Source organism: Mitsuokella sp. oral taxon 131 str. W9106, from assembly GCF_000469545.1.
GTDB lineage: Bacteria > Bacillota > Negativicutes > Selenomonadales > Selenomonadaceae > AWVT01.
The window spans coordinates 12740-38554 of the sequence record NZ_KI273057.1 but is presented as its reverse complement, the minus strand read 5'-3'; the positions used below and the strand labels follow the sequence as shown (position 1 = coordinate 38554).

21 protein-coding genes, 1 tRNA gene and 1 other RNA gene are annotated in these 25815 nt (G+C 56.4%); 6 read left to right on the top strand and 17 right to left on the bottom strand.

The genetic code is table 11. The features are described from left to right. Nucleotides 1–36: 36 nt before the first annotated feature. The 8 genes from radA to uvrC form a co-directional block, all read right to left on the bottom strand. The gene (radA, locus tag HMPREF1985_RS03485) at nt 37–1425 is read right to left on the bottom strand and encodes a DNA repair protein RadA (RefSeq protein ID WP_021771081.1); all 1389 of its coding nucleotides are present in this window, start codon (nt 1423–1425) and stop codon (nt 37–39) included. Nucleotides 1426–1427: 2 nt separating this feature from the next. After that, nucleotides 1428–1586 (bottom strand): hypothetical protein, encoded by a 159-nt coding sequence (locus HMPREF1985_RS11280; protein WP_021771080.1) that lies wholly within the window; start codon nt 1584–1586, stop codon nt 1428–1430. After that, nucleotides 1573–4065 carry an ATP-dependent Clp protease ATP-binding subunit gene (locus HMPREF1985_RS03480; protein ID WP_021771079.1) on the bottom strand — a complete coding sequence of 831 codons (2493 nt, stop codon included), beginning with the start codon at nt 4063–4065 and terminating at the stop codon, nt 1573–1575. Before HMPREF1985_RS03480 ends, HMPREF1985_RS11280 begins: the two co-directional genes overlap by 14 nt. Next, on the bottom strand, nt 4062–5150 hold the full coding sequence (locus HMPREF1985_RS03475) for an ATP--guanido phosphotransferase (RefSeq protein ID WP_021771078.1): 1089 nt from the start codon (nt 5148–5150) through the stop codon (nt 4062–4064). Before HMPREF1985_RS03475 ends, HMPREF1985_RS03480 begins: the two co-directional genes overlap by 4 nt. Next, nucleotides 5137–5688 (bottom strand): UvrB/UvrC motif-containing protein, encoded by a 552-nt coding sequence (locus HMPREF1985_RS03470; RefSeq protein ID WP_021771077.1) that lies wholly within the window; start codon nt 5686–5688, stop codon nt 5137–5139. The genes HMPREF1985_RS03475 and HMPREF1985_RS03470 overlap by 14 nt, the downstream gene beginning before the upstream one ends. A 44-nt stretch (nt 5689–5732) precedes the next feature. Then, nucleotides 5733–6182 carry a CtsR family transcriptional regulator gene (locus HMPREF1985_RS03465; RefSeq protein WP_040636959.1) on the bottom strand — a complete coding sequence of 150 codons (450 nt, stop codon included), beginning with the start codon at nt 6180–6182 and terminating at the stop codon, nt 5733–5735. 161 nt (nt 6183–6343) lie between these two features. Then, nucleotides 6344–6505: a rubredoxin gene (locus HMPREF1985_RS03460; RefSeq protein WP_021771075.1), complete on the bottom strand. Its 162-nt coding sequence runs from the start codon at nt 6503–6505 to the stop codon at nt 6344–6346. Nucleotides 6506–6542: 37 nt separating this feature from the next. Beyond that, nucleotides 6543–8405 (bottom strand): excinuclease ABC subunit UvrC, encoded by a 1863-nt coding sequence (gene uvrC / locus HMPREF1985_RS03455; protein ID WP_040636957.1) that lies wholly within the window; start codon nt 8403–8405, stop codon nt 6543–6545. A 178-nt stretch (nt 8406–8583) separates the two neighbouring features. Between uvrC and HMPREF1985_RS03450 the strand changes: the two genes are divergently transcribed. Both HMPREF1985_RS03450 and ssrA read left to right on the top strand, forming a co-directional pair. Further along, nucleotides 8584–8668: transfer RNA gene (locus HMPREF1985_RS03450), tRNA-Leu, on the top strand. 7 nt (nt 8669–8675) lie between these two features. Beyond that, nucleotides 8676–9016: a transfer-messenger RNA gene (gene ssrA, locus HMPREF1985_RS10965) on the top strand. 83 nt (nt 9017–9099) lie between these two features. On the opposite strand, the gene HMPREF1985_RS03445 is transcribed toward ssrA, so the two are convergent. Both HMPREF1985_RS03445 and HMPREF1985_RS03440 read right to left on the bottom strand, forming a co-directional pair. After that, nucleotides 9100–9375 (bottom strand): flavodoxin, encoded by a 276-nt coding sequence (locus HMPREF1985_RS03445; RefSeq protein ID WP_040636955.1) that lies wholly within the window; start codon nt 9373–9375, stop codon nt 9100–9102. Nucleotides 9376–9412: 37 nt separating this feature from the next. Continuing rightward, a complete protein-coding gene (locus HMPREF1985_RS03440) occupies nt 9413–9655 on the bottom strand; it encodes a hypothetical protein (RefSeq protein ID WP_155943514.1) in 243 nt (80 codons plus the stop codon). Nucleotides 9656–9741: 86 nt separating this feature from the next. Here HMPREF1985_RS03440 and HMPREF1985_RS03435 point away from each other — a divergent pair, with 86 nt between their 5' ends. From HMPREF1985_RS03435 to HMPREF1985_RS03425, 3 genes are all read left to right on the top strand, one after another. Beyond that, on the top strand, nt 9742–10629 hold the full coding sequence (locus tag HMPREF1985_RS03435; protein ID WP_021771071.1) for a LysR family transcriptional regulator: 888 nt from the start codon (nt 9742–9744) through the stop codon (nt 10627–10629). Nucleotides 10630–10765: 136 nt separating this feature from the next. Further along, entirely contained in the window at nt 10766–12712 is a 1947-nt protein-coding gene (locus HMPREF1985_RS03430) for a peptidase U32 family protein (protein WP_021771070.1), read from the top strand. A gap of 41 nt (nt 12713–12753) precedes the next feature. Continuing rightward, nucleotides 12754–14058: an aspartate aminotransferase family protein gene (locus tag HMPREF1985_RS03425; RefSeq protein ID WP_021771069.1), complete on the top strand. Its 1305-nt coding sequence runs from the start codon at nt 12754–12756 to the stop codon at nt 14056–14058. Here HMPREF1985_RS03425 and HMPREF1985_RS03420 read toward each other — a convergent pair. Continuing rightward, nucleotides 14055–14243 carry a hypothetical protein gene (locus HMPREF1985_RS03420; protein WP_021771068.1) on the bottom strand — a complete coding sequence of 63 codons (189 nt, stop codon included), beginning with the start codon at nt 14241–14243 and terminating at the stop codon, nt 14055–14057. The two genes, HMPREF1985_RS03425 and HMPREF1985_RS03420, sit on opposite strands and share 4 nt — an antisense overlap. 96 nt (nt 14244–14339) lie before the next feature. Between HMPREF1985_RS03420 and HMPREF1985_RS03415 the strand changes: the two genes are divergently transcribed. Then, the gene (locus tag HMPREF1985_RS03415) at nt 14340–14891 is read left to right on the top strand and encodes a phosphoribosyltransferase family protein (RefSeq protein ID WP_021771067.1); all 552 of its coding nucleotides are present in this window, start codon (nt 14340–14342) and stop codon (nt 14889–14891) included. A gap of 80 nt (nt 14892–14971) precedes the next feature. Here the strand turns inward: HMPREF1985_RS03415 and HMPREF1985_RS03410 are convergent, their stop codons facing one another. From HMPREF1985_RS03410 to HMPREF1985_RS10960, 6 genes are all read right to left on the bottom strand, one after another. Continuing rightward, nucleotides 14972–15352, bottom strand: a complete 381-nt coding sequence (locus HMPREF1985_RS03410; RefSeq protein ID WP_040636953.1) for a universal stress protein — start codon at nt 15350–15352, stop codon at nt 14972–14974. 124 nt (nt 15353–15476) lie between these two features. Next, the gene (gene ileS, locus HMPREF1985_RS03405; RefSeq protein WP_051349059.1) at nt 15477–18569 is read right to left on the bottom strand and encodes an isoleucine--tRNA ligase; all 3093 of its coding nucleotides are present in this window, start codon (nt 18567–18569) and stop codon (nt 15477–15479) included. Between the two features lie 146 nt (nt 18570–18715). Continuing rightward, nucleotides 18716–19630: a signal recognition particle-docking protein FtsY gene (gene ftsY / locus HMPREF1985_RS03400; protein WP_040636951.1), complete on the bottom strand. Its 915-nt coding sequence runs from the start codon at nt 19628–19630 to the stop codon at nt 18716–18718. Between the two features lie 19 nt (nt 19631–19649). Then, nucleotides 19650–23204, bottom strand: coding sequence for a chromosome segregation protein SMC (gene smc / locus HMPREF1985_RS03395; RefSeq protein WP_021771063.1), 3555 nt, complete (start codon nt 23202–23204; stop codon nt 19650–19652). Nucleotides 23205–23206: 2 nt separating this feature from the next. Continuing rightward, entirely contained in the window at nt 23207–24115 is a 909-nt protein-coding gene (locus tag HMPREF1985_RS03390; RefSeq protein WP_040637045.1) for a LysR family transcriptional regulator, read from the bottom strand. Between the two features lie 196 nt (nt 24116–24311). Then, a complete protein-coding gene (locus HMPREF1985_RS10960) occupies nt 24312–25811 on the bottom strand; it encodes a Gfo/Idh/MocA family oxidoreductase (protein ID WP_021771061.1) in 1500 nt (499 codons plus the stop codon). Nucleotides 25812–25815: the final 4 nt, after the last annotated feature.

The window sequence follows — 25815 nt, the reverse complement described above, 5'->3', positions numbered from 1 at the left end:
GATTTATGCATCTTTTTCCAGGATCTGCCACACGGCTCAAGACGCCTGCAGTTCTTTCGGCATCGCGAGCCGAAGCGCGTCGCCAATGCTCTCCGCTCCATGAAGCGTGATTCCATCAAAGGCGCCCTTCATCTGACGGAAGTTCTTCATCGGCAGGATGACGTGCGAAAAGCCGAGCCGTCGTGCCTCGGCGATGCGAAGATCCACTTGGCTCACGGCGCGAACCTCCCCCGACAGCCCGACTTCGCCGAAGACGATCATCTTTGGGCGCAAAAGGCGATTCGCGAAGCTCGACGCCATGGCGATACAGAGGCCGAGATCCGCGGCGGGCTCATCAATGCGTATGCCGCCCGCGACCTTGATGTAGACATCACACGCGCCAATCGGCAGCTTGACGCGCTTTTCGAGGACAGCGAGGAGGAGCTGAATGCGCTTGATGTCAACGGAGTCCGCCGTGCGCCTCGGCGGCACGTATGGCGTCGCAGCGACGAGAGCCTGCAGTTCGACAAGGAGCGGACGCGTTCCTTCGACAGTCGGCACGATGACCGTTCCCGTGTCCTGCTCGCGATCTGAGAGAAACAGCTTCGAAGCATCAGGCACATCGACGAGACCGATATCCCGCATCTCAAAGAGACCGAGCTCATTCGTGCTGCCGAATCGGTTCTTGACGGAACGCAGCACGCGATACTCGGCATTGCGCTCTCCCTCAAAGTAAAGCACAGTGTCGACGATGTGCTCGAGGACGCGCGGGCCTGCAAGCGTTCCATCCTTCGTGACGTGTCCGATGATGAAGGCAGCAATGCCGTCCGACTTCGCGATGCGCAGGAGGTCGACGGCACACTCGCGCACCTGTGAAACGCTGCCCGGTGCGCTCTGAACGGTCGGCTTGAAGACGGTTTGGATCGAATCGACGACGAGAAGATCTGGCTTTGTATTTTTTACGTGCCCCTCTATCGTCTCGAGATTCGTCTCGCTGACGATCAAGAGACCGTCTGCGATCGCCTGCAAACGGTCTCCGCGCATGCGGACCTGCCGCGTGCTCTCCTCACCCGTCACGTAGAGCACGTGGCGCCCCATGCGCGCAACATTGGCGCAAACGCGAAGCGTGAGGCTCGACTTGCCGACACCGGGATCGCCGACGATGAGCACCATCGAGCCCGGAATGACGCCACCGCCTAGGACGCGGTCAAGCTCGCCGCTGCCCGTCGGGAAGCGCGGCAAATCCTCAACTTTGACCTCGCGGATCGGCTGCGGCTTTGCCGCATCGGAAAGACCAAGACGCAGCCCGCGCTGCCCCAGCTCCGACATGACGGTCTCCTCGACCATCGTATTCCACGCGCCGCAGCCGGGACAGCGTCCAAGCCATTTTGGTGCGTCGTAGCCGCATTCCTGGCAGACGTAGACGGTTTTCCTCTTCTTTGCCATCGCTACCTCTCTTTTCCGCACGCGCGCAAGATCCGATCCACACCAAGGCGCATGAGGCGCATCGTCCATCTGCCGAGCCAAACGATCGCCCAAAAAAGATTGAGCGCGAGGTTGAGATACCTCTCACTGCGCGCTTTCGGCGCGAGTTTATTGCGCCGCATCGACAGTCTCCCGCGATACGGCATCTTCTTTCTTCAAAAAGACGAGCTCTCCATCCATCTTGCGCACCTGCACCGTGTCGCCCTCCTTGAATTCGCGTGCGAGCAGCCGCTCGGCAAGCACATCCCCAACGTGCTTTTGAATGGCACGGCGCAGGGGGCGCGCACCGTACTTCACATCTGTTCCGAGCGCGATGAGCTTTGCCTTCGCCGCAGGGCTGACTTCGAGCGCAATTCCCTTTTCCGCAAGGCGTGACCTGAGGTCGCGCAGGAGGATGTCGACGATGGAGGCAAGCGCTTCGCCGCTCAGCGAATGGAATACGACCATCTCATCGACGCGGTTCAGGAACTCCGGCTTAAAGATGCGGCGCACTTCTTCGAGCACGCGCGTTTCCGCCATCTTCTGCTTCTCCGCCTCATCCTGATGCGTCATAAATCCCATCGTGCCGGAAGAGGTTCGAAAATGGTTTGCTCCTGCATTGCTCGTCATGATGATGACGGTATTGCGAAAGTCGACCGTGCGCCCTTTTCCGTCTGTGAGGCGCCCATCATCGAGCACCTGCAGGAGCATGTTGAATACGTCTGGATGCGCCTTTTCGACCTCGTCGAGCAGAATGATGGAGTATGGCTTCCGGCGCACAGCATCCGTGAGCTGACCACCCTCCTCATAGCCGACATAGCCTGGAGGCGCGCCGATGAGACGCGAGACCGTGTGTTTTTCCATGTACTCGGACATATCGAAGCGAAGAATGGCATCCTCCATTCCGAAGAGTGCTTCGGCCAAAGCCTTTGCAAGCTCCGTCTTTCCAACCCCCGTCGGACCCAAGAATAGGAATGAGCCAATCGGACGTTTCGGATCCTTTAGCCCCGCACGGGCGCGGCGCACCGCCTTTGCGACGGCGCGAATTGCTGCATCCTGCCCAACGACGCGCCGCGTGAGGACGCGCTCGATGCGGAGCAGCCGCTCCGACTCCTTCGCCGCGATCTTGCGTACGGGGATACCCGTCCAAAGCGAGACGACGTCCGCAATATCCGATGCGTGCACAAAGACGGGAGCACCTTCCTGCACGCCTTTCCCACGCTCCTTGTCGAGCGCATCCCGCAGCGCCTGTTCCTGGTCGCGCAGGCTCGCCGCCCGCTCGTAGTCCTGCGCTTCGACTGCGGTCTCCTTGTCTTTTTCAATGGTCTCTATGCGCGCACGGCACTCCTTCTGCACGTCGAGCGGAACGGATTTTTTCACGCGTGCCTTCGCCGCCGCCTCGTCCATGACGTCGATTGCCTTGTCGGGCAGGAATCGATCCGTGATATAGCGTGCAGACAGCTTCACTGCTTCCTCGATCGCCTCGTCCGTAATCCTAGCGTGATGGAACGTTTCGTACGCCTCGCGCAGTCCAAGCAGGATCTCGCGTGCTTCCTGCGGCGTCGGTTCTTCGACGATCACGGTCTGGAAGCGGCGTGCGAGTGCCGCATCGCGTTCAAAGCGCTTCTTATACTCGTCGAGCGTCGTCGCGCCGATGACTTGAATCTCGCCGCGCGAAAGGGCAGGCTTTAAGATATTCGCCGCATCAAGCGAGCCCTCGCCCGAGCCTGCGCCGATGAGCGTGTGCATCTCGTCGATGAAGAGAATCGCATCTTTCGCCTCAATGAGCTCCTCGACAAGCCACTTCATGCGTTCCTCGAACTCGCCGCGATACTTCGTGCCCGCGACGAGCGATGCCATCGAGACCGAAATGACGCGCTTCCCCTGCAGCATATACGGAACGGTTTCGTCGGCGATGCGCTGCGCAAGCCCCTCGGCAATCGCCGTCTTGCCGACACCAGGCTCACCGAGCAGGATGGGGTTGTTCTTCGTTCGCCGCGCGAGGATCTGAACGACGCGCTCGATTTCTGTATCGCGGCCGATGACGGGATCGATCTTTCCATCCTTTGCCACCGCTGTAAGGTCGCGTCCAAACTGCGCAAGCACCGATCCCTTCTTCGACGCACGTACAGGCGGCTTGCCCGTTTCGCGCACGCGTTCCTCCCCTCTGCCGCCCATGTACGGATCTTCGATGTAGTCGAGCACTTCATCCTGGAATGCAGCGGGATTGATGCCGAGGTGTTCGAGTATTTCGATCGCTGCTCCGCCCTTTTCGTCGAGGAGCATCAGAAGAATGTGCTCCGAACGCGCGCAGCGCGCATTGACGTCGTCAGCAAGCTCCAGCGCGTTCGCAAGGATGCGGCGGGCGCGTGGCGTATAGCGTGGGTCGTCGGAAGGATTCGACGGCGCGCTCCGCACCATATCCTGCACCATGCGCAGGACGCGTGCATAGCCGATGCCGTGCCCTTGCAGAATGGACGCGGCAAGGCTGTCTGCCGCGTATAGGATGCCTAGCAGGAGGTGCTCCGTCCCGATATAGTCCTGCCCGAGTTCCTTTGCCATGTGCGCCGCGTGCTTCAATGCCACGAGCGTGTTTCCCGAAAACTGATTGCGATTGTTCATGTGAGATTCTCCTGTGGACGGGAACAAGAGAGAAGGATGCTCCTCGCCTGCTCTGCCCGAAGCCTGTCGATTTCATTCTTTGAGAGATTTTCATTCTCCGCGAGATTCTGCAGATACGAAACGCCGCTCCGCACCAAGATCTCGGAGAAGCACGACGCATCCACCTCGTGGATGAGTTTGAGGTCGATGCCGAGACGGACCTTCGAGAGAAGCTCGAGCGTCTCTTTCTTCGGCAGGAGGCGCGCGTAGCGCAAGAGCCCGTAAGCGCGCCACACCTCGTCATCAAGCTGTTCCTTTAAGTAAAGTGCGAGCGCCTTTCGCGCCTGCCGCTCGTGTGAGACGATCTCCTGCACGGCGGACTCGACGTTCGCGAGCAGTTCCTCCTCGGAAAAACCGAGCGTGAGCTGATTGGAAATAAGAAAGAGATTTCCTACGCTCTCCTTCTCGTCGCCGTAGACGCTCCGAATCGCAAGACCGAGCTGCGGCGAAACGTTTGCGATGTTTTGGATATTTTTCGTAAAGACGAGTCCCGGCAGATGCAGGAGCACCGAAGCGCGAAGCCCCGTACCAAGATTCGTCGGGCAGGACGTCAGGTAGCCCATGCGCTCATCAAATGCGATGTCGAGCTTGGACTCGATGAGATCGTCGAGGCGCGAAGCCGTCTGATTCGGCGTCCGAAGGTCGAACCCTGCCGCCATGCACTGGATACGCAGATGATCCTCCTCATTGACGAGGATGCTCGTACCGAGATTCTCCGAGAGAAAGACGACGCGGTGCTGCGGACTGCGAATGAAATTGCGGCTGATGAACTGCTTTTCCAACAGGACGCCGCGCTGCACGGGCGTCATCTGCTCCATGTCTGCCGCCGTGAACGCTTGACCGATTCCCTCGGACAAGACGGGCAGGATCGCCTCAAACGCGTGGCGAGAGGCCGCCAGCTGACGGTTATTCGCGCGATTCGGAAATGGAATTGCACGGAAATTGCGCGCGAGACGCACGCAGCTCACAAGGACGACATCGTTGTCCTTGCCCTTGCCCGACTGCCACGCAAGGCGGCCGCTCTTCAAAAGGTCATGCATCTCCATGCGCTGCGCCCCCTTCTTTTGCCGCGAGTTCCTTTTCGATACGGCGAATCGCATCGCGGTACTCTGCCGCTTTTTCGTATTCCTCGCGCATCACGCTCTCGCGAAGCTGCTCGCGCAGACGCGCCGCTCTTTGTTTTAACTCCAGCGCGCCGCCCGTGCGGTGCGGGATCTTGCCTGAATGGGCGCTCGAACCGTGGATGCGTCGCAAAAGCGGGTCGAGCTGATGACGGAACGTCTCATAGCATACGCTGCAGCCGATTTTCCCTGTCTGTAGGAAATCCGCGTAGCTCATGCCGCAATTCGGGCAAACGAGTTCTGTCTGCTCCGCGCGGCTGCCCCGATCCTCGCGCTCCTCGCGTGCGCCGAATACCCCCTTCAAAAAATCGTTGACTGAGACATCGCGCCCGCCGAAGGGCATGAGAAGGTCGCCGTACTTCGCCGCGCACTCCTCACAGAGATTCTTTTCGACGCGTCCACCCGCGCCTGCCTGTACAATATGGACGACCGCCTTATTGCGGCCGCAATCATCACACAACATACGATGCATTGCCTTCTTTCCCAATCACAATATCCCCTGCCATGCTAGGAGAATTTTTCCAATGTCAGCAGCAGGGACTTCAGCAGGTGGACACGTTCCTCTGCGCGCATCCCAGAACGATACGCCGCCGTGACAACCTGCATCAGGAGCGCCGCTTCGCGGCTCGAAACCATTTCATGCTGCAAAAGGCAATGCACCATGGAGCGCACCGTCCCCTGATCCGTCTGCGCATCAATCTTTTCGATCATATCCTGATAGACGAGATTATTGATCGGGATCTGCACGATGCGAATGTAGCCGCCAAGACCGCGGCGCGACTCGACGACAAAGCCCTTGTCCTGCGTGAACCGCGTCGAAAGCACGTAGCTGATCTGGGACGGCGCACAGGAAATCTCATCGGCGATATCGGTGCGCCGCAGTTCGACCTTGCCGTCCTGCTGCGTCGCGAGTCGTCTCAAAATATAGGCTTCAATCAAATCTGCGATATTGCTCAAGAAAATCACCTTCATCCGATTGACAATTTGACTATTAACGCTTTTATTATATTAGACTTTTTGACTTTTCGCAAGCAATATCGAAAAATAACAGCGAGCTGCCGGGAAGCCTCGCCCCCTCAGCCGCTCGCTGACACTTCATCTTAGTTCCATTGCTTTCGTCAGGACTGTTCCTCGAACATATCCTTGCCTACACCGCAGAGCGGGCAAACAAAATCATCCGGTAGATCAGCGAATGCAACGCCGGCTTTCAGCCCGTACTCCGCATCGCCCTTTGCCTCATCGTAGATCCAGCCGCAAACCGTGCAAACCCATACCTTCATGTCAAATGCCTCCTAATGAAAACAGAATACACAAGAATCATTCTTTTTTATCTATATTCGCTTCTGTCTCCAATTCTCCTGCTACACGCCCTTCCATCGCATGAAAAAAATTATGTACGGCTTCTGCCGCAGGGCGGTTCATCCCCGGTGCGGCGGCAAGTTCCTCGACGCACGCCTTCTTGATCTTCGCGATCGTGCCAAAGTGCGCATGGAGCGCCGCACGCCGTTTGGGGCCGATGCCAACAACGTGATCGAGTACTGAAACGAGATTTCGTTTGCCGCGCAGTTTGCGATGATACGTAATCGCAAAGCGGTGCGCCTCGTCGCGAATGCGCTGGATGAGATAGAGGGAGGCGCTGCGGCGCGGCAGCACGACAGGCTCGGAATTGCCTTCCGTAAAGACGAGTTCGAACTGTTTCGCAAGACCGACGACGGGCACGTCCGCATGTCCGCCTTCGCCGCGGATGATCTCAAGTGCCGAAGAAAGCTGCCCCTTGCCGCCGTCGATGACGATGAGATCGGGAAGCTCATCCTCTGCAAGTCCGACGTAGCGACGCCGCGTGACCTCCCGCATCGAAAGGAAGTCATCCGACTTGCCTTCCGTACTCTTTATCTTGAAGCGGCGATAATCCGACTTCTTTGCGATGCCATCCTCGAACACGACCATCGAGGCGACCGTCTCCGCACCTTGAAAATGCGAGATATCGAAGCACTCCATGCGGTACGGAGGATGCTTTAGCCCCAAGTATCGGCCAAGCTCCTCGACCGCTCCCCGCGTCCTCTGCATCGCCTGCTTGACACGCATCACTTCGTCTACGAGGTACTTTTCCGCGTTGCCCTCCGCCATCTTGACGATGTCGTGTTTCGTGCCGCGCTGCGGGCAGTGCACCTGTACCTTTGCGTTGCATTTCTTTTCCGAAAGGAACGCTTCCAAAAGGCTCTTTTCCTCTGCCGCAAGCTCAAGCGGAAGCAATACTTCGCGCGGTACGAAAGCGGCGCGATGGTAATACTGTTGCAGGAAGGCGAGCAGGATCGCCTCGTCGCTCTCCTCCTCGCTTCCCTGCAAGAGAAAATGCTCCCTGCCGATCATCTTGCCCGCACGGATGAAGAATACCTGCACGCAGACGCCAGCCTCCGAGCGCGCCATGCCGACGGCGTCCTGATCGCCCACGCCCGTGATGATGGTCTGCTTCTCAGCGACCTTGCGCACGGCGAGAAGCTGATCGCGCAGGCGCGCCGCGACCTCGAAATGAAAGGTCTCTGCCGCCTGTTTCATGCGCGACTGAAGTTCGCGCTCCACATCCTCCGTGCGTCCTTCCAAAAACAGGAGCACTGCATGCACCATCGCCGCGTAATCTTCTTTCGGAACCTTTCCCACGCACGGCGCAAGGCACCGCTTGATGTGATACTCCAAGCAAGGGCGCTCTTGAAGCCGGCGACAAGTGCGCAGCGGGAAGAGACGGCGCAGAAGCTTTAGGCTCTCATGGACGGCTGTCACATCCGTGTACGGTCCGAAGTACTGCGCTCCATCCTTCAGCACGCGGCGCGTGATGAATACGCGCGGGTACTCTTCCTGCACCGTGACCTTGACATAAGGATAGCTCTTGTCATCCTTGAGGCTGATGTTGTAGCGCGGGCGATGCTTTTTGATGAGATTGCATTCCAAAATCAACGCTTCGACTTCCGAGTGCGTCATGATCGTCTCAAAGTCGGCAACGTGTGAGACCATCGCGCGAACCTTCGGCGTATGGTTGCGGCTCGACTGAAAATACTGCCGCACGCGATTTTTGAGGACAATCGCCTTGCCGACATAAATAATGCGCCCATGATCGTCCTTCATGATGTATACGCCGGGGCTTTCCGGCAAAAGCTTCAGCTTCTCCTCTACTGCGTCCGTCATCGCGTACCTCCTCGCAATCCGAATTCTTATGCTATAATGCATGATAATTATAGCATAAAAAATGCGGCTGCCCTATGCGCAGCCGAAGAAGCGGCGCATTTGGGAAAAGTTTATGAAAGATTAAATTTCACAGTCCGGCATTGACGTCATATCCCGCCTATGCTAGACTATGGAAAATGCGGATGTGGCGGAATTGGCAGACGCGCTGGACTTAGGATCCAGTGCCGCAAGGCGTATGGGTTCGACCCCCTTCATCCGCACCAGTTTGTCGGGGATGCAATGGTTTCGACGGGGTATGGAAGCCACGAAGTTCGCAGGCCAATGGTTATGAATGCCTAAAGCTTGACCACGCAAAATTCAACTGACGAAGCTGAATACGCATACGCTGCTTGAGCCTAGCTCAACAGCCCCTCTGAAAGCGCGAGCCGTTAGCGGGCACGGAGGTTTCAAATAAGTACGGATGTTTTCTGGCTTTTTAGAAAAGCCAGTGGTGGAGAACTCTGAATCCCAGGGTTTCGCCCTTATGATGCCTGCATGCTCAGGCTATTGCGATAACGCTTTGTGATGTGGATGTATTTCGGACAGGAGTTCGATTCTCCTCATCTCCACCATGAAAATGCAAGACTCCGTTGGGGAAGCACCCTCAACGGAGTTTTTTTCCGCTTGCCTAAACGCAGTATGGCAGTATGAAGGTTCACTTCATCATACCGATCTCGCGATACGGTTTCTTCGGCTGAATCTCTTGCAGTTCTGCGCCAAGCGCTCTTGCCGTGGTCTCGACAAGCCGCTTCGTATGTCCCGTGGCAGAGAAGTACACGATGATCGTCCTGTCTGTCCTAACAGGTGCTGCTGCATTTTGACTGCTTGTCGTCTGTGTCTTTTCTTGCCGCTCCTGCTGTGTTTGTCCCCCCCCACAGCCTGCCAACGCAATCATGAGGATCGAGAGAAGAACGAGAATCGCGCGTTTCATAAACATCCCTCCCAATTACATATCACCTGATTTTCGATTACGATTTAGGCATCGTTTTGCTCAGCAGACGCCCCCTGGCATCAATCCATCCAAGAGAAACAATTTTATCATAGCGAACATGCGGGGCCGATTCATGCATTCCCATATGCACGCCGAGCAGGAGCAATAGGCAAAACGGCAGGGAACGATGGCATTCGTGAAGCATGATATCCTGCCGCATCTCGATGGAGAAGAACGGCTTAAACACTTCGTTTGAGATCGGGATCCCCACGATGAGCACCGATATGAGCATCCCGACGAGCAGGATATATGCACAAAATACATAATTTTATGGTATAATAAAGCGGTTAAAAAGGAGGGACATTTATGGAACTTCGGCTTTTGCGCTATTTCCTTGCTACGACAGAGGAGGGAAATATTACGGCAGCAGCACGTGTGCTCCGTATCACGCAGCCGACATTATCGCGTCAGCTCACCGTGCTCGAAGACGAACTCGGAAAAAAGTTGCTGATACGCGGTCGACGAAAGCTCCGACTCACCGAGGACGGCATTTACTTCCAAAAGCATGCGCAGGAAATCGTCACGCTCGCGGACAAGCTCGAACATTCCATCAAGGGGACATCCGAAACGATTCACGGCGACGTCTTCATCGGCGGCGGCGAGTCCGATGCCATGCGCCTCATCGCACAGGCAATCAAGCGTCTTCGTGCAGGCTATCCGCAGGTGCATTACCATCTTTTCAGCGGCAATGCAGATGACGTGGAGGCACGGCTTGAAAACGGTCTCCTCGACTTCGGGCTTCTCATTGGACCGGCCGACACAGAACGCTACGATACACTTCCACTTCCCATTCGCGACACATGGGGCATCCTCATGCGCCGCGATCATCCGCTTGCAAATGAGCCTGCCATCGAAGCCAAAGACCTTGCCGGCATCCCTCTGATCATCCCCGAACGCAAGGCAAATGCGCGCCGCCTTAAAGAATGGGCAGGCGAGGACGTCTTTTCGAACTACGACATCTTCGCGCGGCACAACCTCATATTCAGCGCCTCTCTTCTCGTCTCAGAAGGCGCAGGTGTCGCGATCACGCTCGACCGCCTCATCTATACAGATGGAACGGATCTCGTTTTCCGTCCGCTCTTCCCCCTGCTGCAAAGCGAACTTGTCCTGATTTGGAAGAAGTATCAAGCCTTCTCTCCAGCCGCACGCTTGCTCATGGGAGAACTGCGCGGCAAGCTCCTCAATCAGGATTAAGCACCGGCGCCTCCATACGTCAAAGGATGTCTTGCATGCAGAACCATTTTTATTGATAGAGTATGTATACGATACGGCTTTCGTATCGTTTTCTTTTGGAATTGCGGATAAATGAAAGTCTTAAAAGGAGTAATCTATGCTACTGACACGTAAATCCGTTGAACTGCTCGCACCTGCCGGTACTTGGGACGCACTCGCCGCCGGTATCGAGGCCGGCGCAGATGCCGTCTATCTCGGCGGCAAGCACTTCAACATGCGCATGCACGAAGGCGATTTCAATTTTGACGATGCCATGCTGAAAAAAGCCGTTGGATTCGCCCATGCGCACGATGTGCGCCTTTACATCACGCTCAACAACCTCATCAGCAACGAAGAGATTCCCGCTCTGCGCAGCTATCTTTCCTACTTGAATGAAATTCATCCTGACGCTCTTCTCGTACAGGATTTTGCCGTTCTTGAGCTCGTTCACGAAATGGGGCTTTCGATTCCCATTCACACCTCGGTCATGATGAATACGCACAACGAGCATGCGATCAAAATGCTCAAGAAGTATGGCATCACGCGTATCGTTGTTGGCCGCGAGATGACGCTCTCCGAACTCAGTCTCTTTCGCGAGCGCACGGGCATCGAGGTCGAGTATTTCATGCACGGAGACATGTGTTTCTCCGAGAGCGGGCAATGCCTCCACTCAGGCGTTCTCTTCGGGCAGAGCGGCAACCGCGGCCGCTGTCTGAAACCGTGCCGCTGGGCGTACCGTCTCATTGACGAAACGACGGGCGACGTGCTTGACGAAAGCAGTCTCGGTCCGTACAAGATGGCGCTCAAGGATATGTGCATGTACCGCGCGATCCCACAGCTCATCCAAGCGGGCGTCTTCTCATTCAAAATCGAGGGCCGCATGCGCCCTGCTCCTTTTATCCGCCGCATCGTCTCGACCTACCGAAAGGCGATCGACGCCTACATTGCCGACCCAAACGGCTACGCGACGGACGAAGCAGGCTGGAGGAGCCTCTACGAGAACCGCGCGCGTGACTTTACCACGACCTTTGCCTTCGGCGCGACAGACAAGAAAGACATCGGTTTCACGGGAGAGCGCGAACCGCGCTTCTTCAGCAAGGCCGTCAAAGAGGCGGGATTCCAAGACGACATTCTAAAGCAGGAGCGCGGCATCGACGCGGATACCGCGCCACACCGCCGCCTGAGTGTCCGTGTTGCAACGCCGAATGCTGCACGAGCTGCCATCGAAGCGGGTGCAGATGCCGTCTACGTCGGCGGTGAGGCATTCCGCCCGCTGCGCCCGTGGACACTTCGCGACTACGAGGACATGCTCGCCTTCGCAAAAGGCAAGGCAAAGGTCATCATCAACACGCCGCGCACAACGATGCGCCGCGAATGCGGCGAGCTCGAACAGTTCTTCACGGCGCTCAAGGCGATGAAACCCGATGGGCTCCTCGTCAGCAACCTCGGTTCGCTGAAGCTCGCGATGGACATCGCGGGGCTTCCCATCCAGGCGGATACATCCTTTAACATCTTCAATCACCTCGCGGCAAAGTTCCTGCACGAAAATGGTCTCTCGATGGCCTGCACGTCGTACGAACTCTCCTTCGAGCAGCTTCGTGAAATCGTCGAAAGCACAGATATGCCGCTTGAGGTCGTCGTCCACGGCTCTTACGAGTCCATGATCTGCGACCACGATATCCCCGGCATGAGCCTGCCCAGCTTCAATGAACTCGACAATCCAGAAGTGCTCGACCGACGCTATGCACTCCGTGACGAGGCGGACGAGATCCACTCCATCCGCATCGACCAGTACGGGCGCAACCACATCTACTTCGCGAAAGATCTTTGTCTCTACCCCTACCTCGACAAGTTCAACGGCTTCGCATCATACCGCATCGAGGCGCAGGACTATGAGCCTGCGCTCGTCTTTGCCGTCACGGCACTCTACCGTGACCGTCTTGATCGCCTGAGCAGGGACGATGCCGAGCAGGACAGGAAAATGCTTGCCGCCGTGCAGAGAAAAAGTCCCCGCGCATGGGGCATCGGAACGTATCGTTTCCGCCAAAGCAAAAATTCCATCTAGGCTTCCCTAGGATCCCATCAAAAGAAAGGTTTCACTTGCGAATGAATATGGAAGAAAAGCATTACATCGGAGCCAAAGCCATTCTCGAAAAGAAAAAGAAGTACATCATGCCTTGTCTCGAGCATTTCTACAAAGAGCCGCGCCAGATTGTCCGCGGCTCGATGCAGTACCTTTTCGACAGTGAAGGCAGGAAATACCTCGACTGCTTCGCGGGCGTATCCGTCATGAACTGCGGTCACTGCAATCCCGAAATCACGAAAAAGGTTCAGGCGCAGGTCGGCACGCTCCAACACGTCTGCAACATCTACTTGACCGAGAACTTCGTCAATCTCGCAGAAAAGCTCGCCGCCGTCACGCCCGGCAACCTGCAGAAAACATTCTTCTGCTCGACGGGCTCGGAGGCGACGGAGGGTGCCCTGCTCCTCGCTTCCATCTGCACGGGGAATGGGGAGATCATCTCACTGCGCAACGGTCTTCACGGCAGGACAAAGCTTGGCATGAGCATCACGGGCATCGCCATGTGGCGCACCGACCCAAACCCCGTCGGCGGCATCCACTTCGCGCCGAACCCTTACTGCTACCGCTGTCCGATGGGGAAAAAGCCAGGCACTTGCGACCTCGCCTGTGCTAACGCCATCGAGGATGTCATCAAGGTTTCGACTTCAGGGCGTCCCGGTGCCTTTATCGCCGAGATGATCCAAGGCAATGCCGGCATCGTCGTGCCGCCAGAAGGTTACTTCAAGCGTGTCAAGGAGATCCTCGCAGCACACGGAACCCTCTTTGTTGCCGACGAGGTGCAGACGGGCTTTGCCCGTACGGGCAAGATGTTCGCCATCGAACACTACGGCGTCGTGCCCGACATTCTCTGCGTCGCGAAAGCACTCGGCAACGGTGCGCCGATCTCTGCCTTTATTGCGAGTGCAAAGGTCGCCGACCATTACACGATGCCCGGAGCCTCGACGCTCGGCGGCAACCCCGTCTCAAGCACGGCAGGCATCGCGGTGCTCGACTACATTGCGGAGCATCATCTCGCCGAATATGCTGAAGCGCGCGGCAGGCAGCTCCGCACAGGTCTTCGCAATTTGCAGGAAAAGCACCCCATCATCGGAGATGTGCGCGGACTCGGCCTCATGACTGGCGCCGAGTTCGTTTATCCAGACGGAAGCCCTGCGCCGGACAAACTCGACGCCGTGCTCGAAGCGCTCAAAGACCGCGGATTCATCATCGGAAAGAATGGGGTCGCGCGAAATGTTATGGCATTTCAACCGCCGCTCGTCATCACGGAGAAAAATATCAACGATGTACTGAATGCGCTCGATCTCGTATTCGCAAAGCAAGGAATTTAACTGCCCCGCTTCTCTTTCAGTTCCTCGATTCCGCGCTGAAACTCTTCCATGGTAATGGAAAAGTACGGAAGTTCTTTCAGAATCGTATAGACTTCCTGCTGCGAGCGGGCTCCATCAATCCGCTTTGCAACACATTCTTCCGTCAAGGCATGAAGCAGTACATGCGTAATCTCATGCGAATCCATCGTCGTTTCTCCTCTAGCCCTTGCATCTAAGCGCAAAATCGTATACAGTGAGTGTACCACATCCGGCACATTCGCGCGAGAATGGAGTGATAAAATATGGCAGACCGATTCTACGAACTTCAAGTCGCAGGTGTCACGCGCCAGCTTCCGATCCTGAATGTAACCGACAAACTGGCGATCGCTGGATTCATCATGCTCGGCGATGTCGAGCTCACGACGGCCTGCGCAAAAGCGCTCGCAAAGAAAGTCCCAGCCGACACGGAAGTCGTGCTCACGGCAGAGACGAAGGGCATCCCCCTCGCAGCCGATCTCGCACGGGCGCTCGGCATGAAGCGCTACATTGTCGCGCGCAAGTCCGTCAAGGCGTACATGGAAGATGCAATCTGGGTAGAAGACGTCTCCATTACGACGAAAGGCTCGCAGAAGCTCTGTCTCGACGGCGTCGACATTGATCGCCTAAAAGGCAGGAAAGTGCTTCTCTTGGACGATGTCATCAGCACGGGGGGCTCTATGAAGGCACTTGCCGAACTCACGGAAAAGGCGGGAGGGATCGTATGCGGCGAAGCATGCGTACTCGCAGAAGGAACGGCCGCAAAACGCGACGATATCATCTTCCTCTCGCCTCTTCCACTCTTTGAAGCAGAATAAGCCGCTAACAAAAAGCCCCCGTTCACTCGGCCAACGCGGATGTGAACGGGGGGCATCTTTATGTGCATTTGTACTTCCACTTACTTGACGACCATGACGGGAATCTTCGACTCCTCGACGACCTTTTGGCTGACGCTGCCGATGAGCGCACCTTTGAACAGACCAAGGCCGCGGCTTCCCATGATGATGATGTCGCTCTTCTGGGACTCTGCAACAGCGAGAATCGCCTTCGGAATATTGCCTGTCTCGACGTGTTTCTCCGCCTTTATCGTCTCAGGAACCTTTTCCCAGATACGATCGAAGACAATGTGGCTCGGAATGTCCTTGTTGATGTTACTCGATACATAGACAAAATCGATTTCCGCCTTGCACTTCTCCGCAAAGAAAATCGCTTCATCTACAGCCTTGCAGCCATTGACCGAACCGTCGACCGGCACGAGAATTTTATTGATTTTACCCATGATAATCCCTCCTAACATCGATTACCTGACAGGACGTCTTCATTCCGCTCGTTCATTATTTCGCGATTCGCAAGAAAAATTCCTTCCTTTTCCGACGATTTTGCAAAACATTAAAAACCGTGCCCTACTTGACCGAAAGCGTGACAGTCTCCCCATTGATATTCCATTCCTTTTCCGTCCCTGCGAGCGTGCCGTAGGTGACGTTCGTCGCAAGGGTGATCGCCTTCAGGAATGCTTCGTTCTTCTTGACGATGGCTTCGAGTTTTTCGTTGCCTGCCATGCCGACGGCAATATGGTCGGTGACTTCGTAGCCGTTCTCCTTGCGCATCGTCTGAATCTTGCTGATGACCTCGCGCACAAATCCCTCTTCGAGGAGCTCTTCTGAGAGCGTCGTCTCAAGTGCGACCGTCACATCGCCATAGCGCTGACAGTTATAGCCGTCAGTCTGCGACATCGTGACTTCAACGTCCTCTGGAAAGAGGGCGATCTCTCCCTCGTCAAGCTTCAATAGCAGCTTGCCCGTCCGATCAAGCTCTGCCTTTGCCGCATGTCCGTTGACTTTCTTGAGTGCCGCTTGAATCTTGCCCATCTGCTTGCCGGCCTTCGGTCCGAGCACACGGAACTGCGGCTTGAAGCTGTAGGAAAGATATTCCTCCATGTCGTCTTTGAACGTGACCTGCTTGACATTCAGTTCTTCCTCGATGATCTTACGGTAGAACGCCGAAAGCTTTGCAGGCGCCTTGACGTACATATTGCCGATTGGCTGGCGATTTTTGATGTTCGCCTCGTTGCGCGCCGCGCGGCCGAGCACGACGATCGATTCGACTTCACCCATATTCGCTTCAAGATCCTTGTCAATATACGATTCGTTAGCCGTGGGGAAGTCGGTGAGGTGAACGGACTCCGGCGCCGTCTTGTCAATGCTGCAAACGAGATTGCGGTAGATGGATTCCGTGAGGAACGGGATCATCGGCGCAGCCGTCTTGGCCGTTGTCACGAGCGACGTGTAGAGCGTCATATAGGCATTTATCTTGTCCTGCTCCATGCCCTTCGCCCAGAAGCGGCTGCGGCTGCGGCGGACATACCAGTTCGAGAGTTCGCCGACGAACTGCTGTATCGCCTTCGCCGCCTCTGTCACGCGATAATGACTGAGATCGCTGTCGACTTCCTTAACCATCGTGCTCATGCGCGAGAGACACCATTTATCCATGATGGAGAGCTTCCCGTAGTCGAGCATATGCTTCGTCGCGTCGAAACCATCGATATTTGCGTAGAGGACGAAGAACGCGTACGTGTTCCAAAGCGTCCCCATGAACTTGCGCTGCCCTTCCTGCACGGCATCGTCATGGAAGCGGTTCGGCAGCCACGGCGCACTGTTTTCGTAAAAGTACCAGCGGATTGCATCCGCACCGTGCTTCGCAAGCGCCTCCATCGGATCGACGGCATTGCCCTTCGACTTGCTCATCTTATGCCCGTCCTTGTCCTGCACGTGCCCGAGGACGATGACGTTCCTGTACGGTGCCTGATGGAAGAGCAGCGTCGAAATCGCAATGAGCGAGTAGAACCAGCCGCGCGTCTGATCGACGGCTTCCGAAATGAAGTCCGCCGGGAAGCGGTGCTCGAAGATATCCTTGTTTTCAAACGGATAATGCCACTGCGCGAACGGCATCGCCCCCGAATCGAACCAGCAGTCGATGACTTCGGGCACGCGGTGCATTTCACCGCCACACTTCGGGCATTTGATCGTGACCGCATCGATGTACGGACGGTGCAGCTCGATCTTGTCGGGGCAGTTATCGCTCCTCTGCTTGAGCTCCTCAATCGAACCGATCGCGTGCTGATGTCCGCAAGAACACTCCCATATATTGAGTGGCGTGCCCCAGTAGCGGTTGCGGCTAAGCCCCCAATCCTGCACGTGTTCAATCCAGTCGCCGAAACGCCCCTTTCCGATACTCTCAGGGATCCAGTTGACCGTATTGTTATTCTGGATGAGCTCATCGCGCACCGCCGTCATCTTGATGAACCACGTCTCGCGCGCATAGTAAAGGAGTGGCGTGTCACAGCGCCAGCAGTGCGGATAGCTGTGCGTGAACTCCGGTGCCTTGAAGAGCTTGCCCTGCTTTTCCAGATCGGCAAGAATAAGCGGATCGGCCTCTTTGACGAAGACGCCCGGCCAATCCGTGTCTTCCGTGAGCTCGCCCTTGTTGTTGACAAAGTTGACGAATGCGATGTCGTAGTTTTGGCAGACGCGGTTATCGTCCTCGCCAAATGCCGGTGCGAGGTGTACGATGCCAGTGCCATCTTCCGTCGTGACATAGTTGTCGCACGTTACGACAAAAGCCTTCTTCGATGCGGGAATCTTACCGGCGGCATAGGGGTAAAGCGGCTCGTAGGAACGTCCTTCGAGCGCCTTGCCCTTCATGGTCCCAAGCACTTCGCGCTCACCATCGACGCCTTCAAAGACAGTGTCGACGAGAGCTGCCGCGAGATAGTAGGTCTTTCCTTCGACTCGAATCTTGACGTAGTCGACATCGGGGTTCACGCAGAGCGCAAGGTTCGAGGGGAGTGTCCACGGCGTCGTCGTCCATGCGAGGAAATACGCGTCCTCGTCCTTGGCCTTGAAGCGTACCATTGCGGAGCGCTCTGTCACGTCTTTATAGCCCTGCGCGACCTCATGCGAGGAGAGCGGCGTGCCGCAGCGCGGACAGTACGGAACGACTTTGTACCCCTTGTAGAGCAGCCCCTTGTTCCAAATTTCCTTGAGTGCCCACCACTCGGACTCGATGTAATCATTCTCGTAGGTGATGTACGGGTGCTCCATATCCGCCCAAAAGCCGACGACGTCGGAGAATTCCTCCCACATGCTCTTATACTTCCAAACGGATTCGCGGCACTTCTTGATGAACGGTTCGATGCCGTACGTCTCAATCTGATCCTTTCCGTTGATGCCAACGGCCTTTTCGACCTCAAGCTCGACGGGCAGGCCGTGCGTGTCCCAGCCCGCCTTGCGGAGAACGTGCTTCCCCTTCATCGACTGATAGCGCGGCAGCATATCCTTGATGACACGTGTCAGCACGTGCCCAATATGTGGCTTGCCGTTTGCCGTCGGCGGTCCGTCGTAAAACGTAAACGTGTCGCAGCCCTCGCGCTGGTCGATCGCCTTCTGCGCAATGTCGTGTGACTTCCAAAAATCGAGTATTTTCTTCTCGCGTTCCATGAAGTTCAGATTCGTGTCCACTTTGCTATATAGCAAGCCGATTCCTCCTTGCCTATCAAAACAATTCTCGCATGGCTACGATTGCAAGCTAACAGGCTCTATTGTATCACAGGGAAATGCTTTTATTCAAACAAAAATGTGCTTCTTCAGCCTGCAAAGAGTGCTTTTGCGAAGTCTTGTGCAACGAAAGGACGCAGATCCTCCACGCTCTCGCCGACGCCGATCCACTTGACAGGAATCGCAAGCTGGCTCTTGATCCCGATGACGACGCCGCCCTTTGCTGTGCCGTCGAGCTTCGTGAGAACGACGCCCGTGATCGGCGCAGCCTTTGTGAAAAGTTCCGCTTGGCTGATGGCATTCTGCCCCGTCGTCGCATCGAGGACGAGCAGCGTCTCATGCGGCGCACCTTTGATTTCCCTGCCGATGACTCGGTTGATCTTCTCAAGCTCCTGCATGAGATTTGACTTCGTCTGCAAGCGGCCTGCCGTATCAATAAGGAGAAGGTCGACCTTACGCGCGACGGCAGCCTTGACCGCGTCGAATGCGACGGCAGCGGGATCCGACCCCTCATCATGGCGGATGACTGGCACGCCCGTGCGGCGTCCCCACGCCTCAAGCTGATCGATGGCGGCGGCGCGGAACGTATCGGCAGCGGCGAGCAGGACATTCTTTCCCTGTCCCCTGTAGTAAGCGGCGAGCTTGCCGATCGTCGTCGTCTTTCCCGCGCCGTTGACGCCGATGACGAGGAGGACGGTCGGTCCCGCCTCTGCCGTATGCATCGTATTCTCTCCCTTTTCGAGAATCGCCGTGATTTCTTTTTGAAGGAACGGTTTTAGATCCTCCGGGCTTTTGATCTCCTTTTTCTTAATGCCCTTGCGCACCGCCTCCATGAGCGTTTCTGTCGTCTGAATTCCGACGTCTGCCAGGATGAGCGCCTCTTCGAGTTCCTCCAAGAAATCTTCGTCGATGTCAGCGTAGCCGATGACGAGTTTCTCGATCTTGTTCGTGAGATTCTCGCGCGTCTTATCCAGCCCTTTTTTCAGTTTGTCAAAAAATCCCATAGCATGATCTCCCCTTATCCTAGGATGCCGGTCCCACTTCATCAAGCTTGACGGAAAGCACCTTCGAGGCGCCCGCGTCCTCGAGCGTCACGCCGTACATCGTGTCGACGGCTTCCATCGTCCCCTTGCGGTGCGTGACGACGATGAACTGCGTGCCCTCGGCAAATTCCTTTAGAAAGCTGCCGAAGCGCGCGACGTTCGCTTCGTCGAGCGGCGCATCGATCTCATCGAGCACTGAAAATGGCGATGGCCTGTAGCGCAGGAACGAGAAGAGCAGCGCGATGACGGTGAGTGCGCGCTCGCCTCCTGAAAGCGCCGATAGGTTCTGCCGTTTCTTCTGTGGCAGGACGACGAGAATGTCGACCCCCGTATTTAAGACATCCGTCTCGTCTATAAGCTTCAGCTCCGCCTTGCCGCCGCCGAAGAGGCGCGCGAAAATCTCTGCAAAGTATTCCTGTATTTTCGCAAAGGCTTCCTTGAATTGGCGCGTCATGACGGCATCCATCTCCATGATGATGCGCGCGAGATCGCCTTTCGCTGTCTCAAGGTCGGTCGCCTGCTTGTCAAGGAACGCATGGCGTGCCCGCAGCTCCTCATACTCCTGCACAGCGTTCGGATTAATGGGGCCGAGCGCTGCGATCTGTCGTTCGAGTTCTTTCATCTTCGCGTGAAGCTCCTGCGGCGGGAGGTCGATCGCCTCTTCTTCCGCGCGCTCCGGCGTCAACCCGTATTCCGCTAAAATCGTCTCCTGCCACTCGGAAAGTGCAAGCTCCATTTTCGCACCCGAAAGTTCGAGTTGATGGATGCGCGCCTGTATCTCGCTGTGCTTGCGTCCGATGGCACGTGTCTTTTGGTCGGCCGCTTGGCTTTTTTCGATGGTTTCCATGCGCTTGGCATAGAGTGCATCGCGCGCTGCCTTGCCCGCATGAAAGACTTCCTGCCATGCTTTTGCATCGTGCGAAAGAGACGCAAGCCGCTCCGTACTACGCCCAGCAAGCTCTGCGAGATCCCTTTCTTCCTGCTCGTTTTCAATGAGTGCCCGCTCACTTCGCTTCTTGTCGCGCTGCCGCAGGAGGATGTGCTCGCGGCTTCGCATGGCTTCCTGTTCGAGGACAGCACGGCTCAGTTCATGTTCCTGTATCGAAGCCGCGAACGTATTGGCTTCTTCTTCCGCATCGGCGAGCCGTTCGCGCGCCGCCTCTTCGGCTCGCGTGAACGCGTTCACTTCCTGCTCCGCCGCACGCACGGCGCGCACGAGAAAGACGCGCCGATTCTGCACCTTTGCAAAGCTTTCGCTTGCACGCGCCGCCGCCTCTTCAAGTGCTTTGACCTTCCCCTGCTGTTCCGAGAAATTTTCATTGAGGCGTTCGAGGTTGACGCGCATCTCCGCACATGCAAGGCCTGCTGCACGGACAGCCTCTTCTGCTGTATGACGCGCTGTTTCAACCTTTGTCGCATCCTCGATCAACTGTTTCTTTGCCGCCGCAAGCGTCGCACGCTCCGTATGCCATTCCTGCAAGGAGGTGCGAAGCAACTCGATTTCCCCGCCTCGATTCAGAAAGCTTGTCTCTGCATGTCCCCTGCTGCCGCCCGATAGCGAACCGCCCGGATTCAGCAGTTCGCCGCCGAGCGTGACGATGCGCAGGCGCTGCCCGTGCCGCCTAGCGAGGCCGAGCGCATGATCCAATGTGTCGACCACAAGCGTCCGCGCGAGCAGGAAGTCGATCGCCCTTTGATACGCAGCCTCCGTCTTGACGATCGCATTTGCCCAGCCAATAACGCCTGCTGCGCCTCTTACCGCCTCGTCTGGCGGACGGCGCGTGACGAGTGTCGAGAGCGGCAAAAACGTCACGCGTCCGAGACGCTCACGCTTTAGAAATGCGATTGCCGCCTTCGCCGTATCCGTATCCTGCGTCACGATATTCTGCAGGCTGCCGCCGAGCGCGGTCTCGATTGCCGTCACGCAGTCTTTCGGCACGTCAATGAGTTCCGCAATCGCACCCGCAATCCCGCCACGCCAGCTCTCATGACTCTTCAAGACAGCCTTCGTCGCTTTGCCAAATCCCTCGTAGGCCTGCTGCATGCGCGCGAGCACCTGCACCTTGCTCTCTGCTGCCGTCTGCTTTTGACGAAGTGCCATGATGTGTGCGTCAAGATCGCGGAGTGCACGGCGCATCTCCTGTTCCTTCTTCTCGGTGGCCGCCTGTTCCCGCCGCGCAGCGCTGCGCTCGTTCTCCTGCGCTTCCTTCTCATGCGCGAGTTTTTCCTTTCGTTTCTCGTACTGTGCAAGGCTTTCCTTTGCCGCTCGTATCTCCTGCGCACGGTTATCCTTTCCCTCTTCTTCCTTTTCGATGTCGCGATCGAGGACAGCAAGTTCCTGCTGCTTCTGCGCAAACTCCTGCTGCTTTTCGGCTCGCTTTTCACGCGCCGTCCGCGCCTCGTCCCTACACAATCTCACGCGTGCGGCAACCTTGCTCGCTTCTTCTTTTTCTTCCCGCAGCGCCGCCTCGCTCTTTTGCAGGTGCTCTTTCTGATCCTGCTCAAGTGCGGTGAGCTTGCCGATCTCCGCGACAATTGCCGCGATCTCGCTTGAAAGCTCAGCGCGCCGCGCGAGAATGCGCTTGTGTGCCGCCTCGCTTTGTCTTTGACGCTCGCGCAGCGCCGCCATCTCACGCTCTGCCTGTTCGATCTTTTGACGCTGTGCTTCGTTCTCCTGTGCCTTCTCCTGCATCGCAGCTTCGATGGTCAGGATCCCTTGGTCTAGCATTTCCTTTTCAGCCTCTGCCACACGGATCTGTGCGCTCGCCTCGACTTCCTCGTCGCGTGCCTTTTCGAGCTTCACATCGTTTTCCGCCTTGCGTGCGCTCTCGCACGCAAAGTCGCCTGCAAGCTTCGTAAGCTTGCAGGCTTTGTACGATTCATTCAGTGCATTGTAGCTGCGCGTTCTTTCGGCATGGCGCGCAAGAGGCTCAAGCTGGTTTTCTATCTCGTGGATAATGTCGCGCACGCGCACGAGATTGCTGTCCGTATCCGTGATCTTGCGCACCGTCTCGCGCTTTCGATTGCGGTACTTCGTAATGCCTGCCGTCTCCTCAAAGAATGCGCGGCGCTCTTCAGGACGGCTGTTCAGGATGTCATCGATGCGGTTCTGCCCGATGATGCTCATGCCGTCGTGGCCGATGCCCGTATCGGCGAAGAGATTGTATATATCCTTCAAGCGACAGCGTGAACGGTTGATGTAAAACTCGCTCTCGCCGCTTCGATAGAGGCGACGCGTCACGACAACTTCACGGAAATCAACGGGAAGATCCCCCTCGTTTGCAAAGATGAGCGAAACCTCAGCGAGTCCAAGCGCCCTGCGCTCTGCCGACCCCGTAAAGATGATATCCTCCGCCTTCGTACCGCGCAGATTGCGCACGTTCTGCTCGCCGAGCACCCAGCGAATCGCATCCGTGATATTGCTCTTTCCGCTTCCGTTTGGTCCGACGATTGCCGTGATGCCCTTGTCGAACTCGATGGATATCTTATCCGCAAAGGATTTGAAGCCGTATGCTTCCAAACGCTTTAGCTGCACGCTTACACCTGCCTAAAATGCTGCTTGTACTCCGGCGACGACGTGTAGTCCTGAATGAAGTGCATGAATCGGTCATCGACGGCGCTGCTCCGCTTATGTCCGTTCCAGTAGAGGAAAACCGCAAGCTCCATCGGCGGCACGAGCTTTTTGCGTACCATGCTGCGATCAGCGTGCACGACAAAGTCCGGAAGAACGGAAATGCCCATCGCACTCACGACGAGCTGTTTGATCGTCTTCGTCTGCGACGTGCTCAGCACAATTTCCGGCGTAAATCCCTGCTCCGTGCAGCGAGAGAAGGTCTCACGGTACTGATACGTGCGCGGCTGCTGAAGGATAAACTTTTCCTCTTTCAGATCAGAAAAGCGGATTTCATCCTGTCCCGCAAGCGGATGGTTGGGAGCGAGACAGAGACGCATCGTGTCGTGCATGATTGCCATGCTGTGTTCCCATTGCTCAGCGGGATTTCCGAGCACGATGCCGAAATCGAGTTCTCCGATGTCAGCGCGCTGGCGCACCTCGTCCGAATCGCCGAACTCCTGCACATCGAGATGGATGTCTGGAAATGCCGCGCGAAACTTCACAAAGAGATCGGGAAAAAGATACGCCTCCACCATCGGCGGGATCCCGAAACGCACCGTTCCACTGCAGTCGTGCCGAAAACGCATCATGTCGCGTTTCGCTTCATCTGCGTCACGCATGATGCGCTTTGCATGAACGAGAAACGCCCTGCCCTCCTCCGTAAGCTCGACATGCTTTTGGCTGCGGTCAATGAGCATAAGCCCCAATTCCGCTTCGAGTGCCTTGATCGCCTTCGTGACCGACGGCTGCGAGACATGGAGCACCTCCGCCGTACGCGTGAAATTCTCCAGCTCACTGATCATGCAAAAATACTCCAGTTGCCGAAATTCCATTTCGTCCCCCATACATTTCATTCATTCTTTCGCCGTCGATTCTCATGCAGCGTCTTTTGCTCAACAAATCCATTCTATCATAGCCTATGGTTATAGACAATCATTTCTCACATTTTCTACCCAAAAGAGGAAGTTGTAAAATAAATAAAAGCACACCGTCCACATAAAGCGTAAACCGGACGACACTCCTCACAGCCTATCTTGCGTTCTTCCGCAAAACTTGTGCTTCGAGTTTGGCAAGCCCCGGCACGCCGCGCAGTTCCTCCGGCTCGTAAGTGATGAGCAGGCTGCCCGTCGCCGTATTGGCCACCGCGTCATCTACGCCTTGGAATGTCTTTGCATACGCTTCAATCTGCGCTGCGAGCGGTTCGTTTCCGATGAGCATAGGACTTCCCACGCGCACGCGCCCTGCGATCGCACTGCGAACCGTAAGCGACTTGCAAAACGCATCGAGCGAGATACGTGCTCCTTCCCGTGCGGAACAGCCTCTGCACAAGAGCTTCTTTGCATCGCATTTGATCTTCAGCAAATGCTGTGCGCCATGTGCTGCTGAGAGCACGGCGAGTGCCGTACCGCAAAGAACGTGCAACCGCTTGCTGCCGTCGAGGAAGAGCGTGAGTATCGTTCCTGCCGTCGATGCAGCGAGCGGAATTCCGAGCGGCAACTTTTGAAAGTTTTTCTTGATGTTCATAATGTTCTCCTTGAAGTGACATGGCTTGTCAAAAGAACCCGAAGCGGCATATGCATGCAACGTGTCCAAGAGTCCCATGACGGCGACGGACTGCACGAGCCCGCGACGCACGAAGCCGTAATCGTCCGCTTCATACGCTTCCCAAAACGCCTTGAACTCATGTACCATACGGTGCTCGTATGCGTTTTCATTTATCGTCTGCGTCTTTTTATCGATGCAGACTGTCACGGATTTGATTGCGTTTGGCGTGCCGTCAGCGCGAATCCATCCCTTCTCGCCCTGAATCAAAATTGCGCTCGGACTTTCCGAGTCTTTCGCATTCACGGCCGTCGCGACGAAGTCTTCATAGACGAGCAGAGCGGCTCCCGACGTATCGACGCCATTGAAGCCAAGGTTCGGCGCGTAAACTGCCTTTTCCGGCACGCCAAAAAGTCGGACGATGAAGTTGAGATTGTAGCTGCCGAGGTCGTTTAAGGCACCGCCGAAACAATCGGGGTCAAATGCAGGCTTGACATCGCCCGTGCGATAGGAATCGTAACGACTCGAATACTGCGAAAAATTGGCCTGTACGGAGCGAATCCTGCCGATCTGCGGCAAAAAACGCTCAATGACATGGAAGTTCGGAAGATGGAGCGTCGTCACCGCTTCGATGAGAAAGAGCCGCCTTTCCTCCGCCAAATCCCGCAAGATGCGCGCTTCCTTGCCCGTCACAGTGAATGGCTTTTCGACGATGACGTGCTTGCCCGCCTCGAGTGCCCGCTTCGCGTAAAGGAAGTGCGCCGTATTGACGAGACCGATGTAGACGAAGTCTGCCTCCGTCTCGCGAAGAAGCGCTTCGTAATCCGTATAGACGTGTGCAATGCCGTATTCTCTTGCAAGCGCCTCCGCGCTCTCTTTGCTGTGAGACCGTGCCCATATTGCGGTGCGCTCGATTTCCGGCACGAACGCGAGCGCCTTGAGTGCGTCGTGCACGATCATGCCCGTGCCGAGAATCGCCAGTTTCATAGCA